A 2,377-nucleotide genomic window follows, 5' to 3' on the forward strand; every position below is an offset into this window, starting at 1 on the left:
GTGGTGTTCGGCAGCGTCACCGACAGCAACGAGGGCCTGTGGCGCCATGCCGCGAATGCAGGCTTCGAGGTGGTCACGGTGGAGCGGGGCTTTGGCGGGAAAGAGAAGCGCGTTGACACCAGCCTGGTCACCCGCATGTGCCGGGACGTCTATCGCTTCGGTGACCCGCGACGCGACCACATCACGCTAGTGGCGGGCGACGGCGACTACGAGCCTGTCGTGAAGCAGCTGGTTGCGGACGGCTTTGCGGTGACGGTGCTGTACTGGTCTCATGCCAGTCGGGAGCTGCGTGAGGCAGCCACGGCCTTCTACGCGCTCGATCCCTGCTTCGCCGACTTGATCCTGCACTGATCGCCGAAGCTTGAAGACCTGCGGTACCTGCGAGGGCAGACATCCCAGGCATTAACGCTTCCGAAGCATCTGTCCAAATCTTGACCTAAAGTTCCGATAGTATGTTGCCGAACTGGCCTTGCTGCCGCCATGAAGGCTCTGCAGCTTGCGGTTAAGGCGGAAAAACTGGAAGCCACAACATGCTGACGGCTCAAGTGTCCGCCGTTAGGGCTCATGAGAGAGTCGGGGATGGTTGAGGAAAGGAGGATTTCCGGCTCATCGTAACCACGGAGGAGTGGACATGAGCCATAAATCTGCCGCCCCAAAGACGCCCGCCGATCGGGTGGTGCGCGACATTCGCCGGGCGACCCGCAAGCACTACTCGGCCGAGGACAAGATCAAGATTTTGCTGGAGGGCTTACGCGGGGAGGAGAGCATCGCCGCCCTGTGCCGACGGGAAGGCATTGCCGAAAGCCTGCACTACACGTGGTCCAAGAAGTTTTTGGAAGCGGGCAAGCGCCGCCTGGCCGAGGATACGGCCCGGGCGGCCACGACGGATGAGGTGAAGGAACTTCGCCAGGAGGCGCGCACCCTCGAGCAAGTCGTGGCGGAGCAAGCGCTTGAGCTGCGGCTGCTCAAAAAAGTTTTCTAACTGAGGGCGGGCGCTTGCTGATCCTGGGTCTCCTTATGGTCCGGGACAAGGTTCTCTTCGAAGTCGCCGTGCCATAGGGGCGAGAGGCGCTTTATGATGGCGTCCAGGGCTCGGGCCTCCCAGCTTGTGGGCTACGCGGTCGCCTAAGGCGCCGCACGTTTTACCTCGGGCTTGACCGTCGCCTCCCGTCCGGACCAGGACGAGAACTCGAAAACCACTCAGCGCCTGCTTGTCATCTCTCCCTCCCTGGCCGCGTCGTACCGTCCCACCTCACGCCGGTCGGAACTCGGTGCCGTCCACCCACAGGCGATGGAGGATGACGCCGAGCTTCCTGGCGAGCGCGACACTGGCCTTCTTGTGCCCGACCTTTGCTCGCAGCCGCAGCGCCCAATCCCGCAGCGCGCCACCCCCGCCTGCTCGGGTGATCAGGCTGGACGCCGCTTCGAACAACAGCGTCCTGAGCAGCCCGTCGCCTCGGCGGGTGATGCGGCCCGAGTAGTCGATCTCACCCGACCGGTAGCGTCTGGGTGTCAGGCCGACATAGGCGCCCACCGACCTCGAATGAGCAAAGCGGGTCGGATCATCCACGGTGGCGACAAAGGCGTAAGCGGTGATGGCGCCGACCCCTGGCACCGTCATGAGAGGGCGGCACAGGCCTGATCCCTTCGCCTCGCCCAGGAGCCAACGGGTCAGCTCGAGCAGGGAGCGAGCCAAGTCCTGACGCAAGCGCAGCAGCGGCCGCAGGGCGAGCGCAAGCGCCTCGTTGGCCTCGAGCGCCAGTTCCACGCGATCGGACCAGCGCCGCGGCCCCTTGGGCAGTCGCACCCCCATGCTGGTCAGCAGGCCGCGGATGGTGTTGTCGAGGTCCATCCTCTGGCCCAGGACGAGGTTGCGAGCCTTGAGCAGCGCCCGCATGGCCTGGGCTGCCTCACTTTTCACCCGCACCGCCCGATAGAACCCGGTCCGCGCCAGCTCGGCCAGCATCGCCGCATCATTGGCGTCCGTCTTGTTCGGCATCTTGCTGAGCACCGCATGCGCCTGGTGGGCGTCCACACAGACCACCGGCAGGTCACGGGCGACCAGCTGCCGGTGCAGCCAGTTCGCAATCCGCCCGGTCTCCAGCACCACCCGTTCGGGCCTGCCGAAGCGTGCTAGGGCGCCGGCGATTGCCTCCGGGTCCGTCGCCGTCTTGCCCTGGCCAAGAATGCGGCCCTCCGGGCCACGAACACAAAAGGCGGTCTCCTCCATGGAGACGTCGAGGCCAACGTAGCAGGTCATCTCGCACTCCTCCTGTTTGCCGAACCGGCGGCCCATTCTGGCCCCAAGTCCGGGAGTGCGCCCGCCCTCAGTTACGCCATTTCTGCTCCGTCACCCCGATCGTCCGCACGGCTTCGA

2 protein-coding genes and 1 pseudogene are annotated in these 2,377 nt (G+C 65.1%); 2 read left to right on the top strand and 1 reads right to left on the bottom strand.

The genetic code is table 11. From position 1 onward, the window contains the following. Both BO39_RS29230 and BO39_RS29235 read left to right on the top strand, forming a co-directional pair. Window positions 1-351, top strand: a 351-nt coding sequence (locus tag BO39_RS29230; RefSeq protein ID WP_043840400.1) for an NYN domain-containing protein, incomplete at its 5' end; no start/stop codon positions are given. Between the two features lie 280 nt (window positions 352-631). Next, window positions 632-973, top strand: a pseudogene (locus BO39_RS29235) (transposase); the annotation flags it as partial. A gap of 279 nt (window positions 974-1,252) precedes the next feature. Here the strand turns inward: BO39_RS29235 and BO39_RS29240 are convergent. Beyond that, window positions 1,253-2,296, bottom strand: coding sequence for an IS110 family RNA-guided transposase (locus BO39_RS29240; RefSeq protein WP_342666355.1), 1,044 nt, complete (start codon window positions 2,294-2,296; stop codon window positions 1,253-1,255). Window positions 2,297-2,377 lie beyond the last annotated feature (81 nt).

Source organism: Roseomonas aerilata DSM 19363 (genome assembly GCF_000711725.1).
In the GTDB taxonomy this organism is placed as follows: Bacteria; Pseudomonadota; Alphaproteobacteria; order Acetobacterales; family Acetobacteraceae; genus Roseomonas; species Roseomonas aerilata.

Bases quoted from the DNA above. Each gene is read 5' to 3' on its own strand.
- BO39_RS29240 (WP_342666355.1), bottom strand. From the start codon at position 2,296: ATGGGCCGCCGGTTCGGCAAACAGGAGGAGTGCGAGATGACCTGCTAC.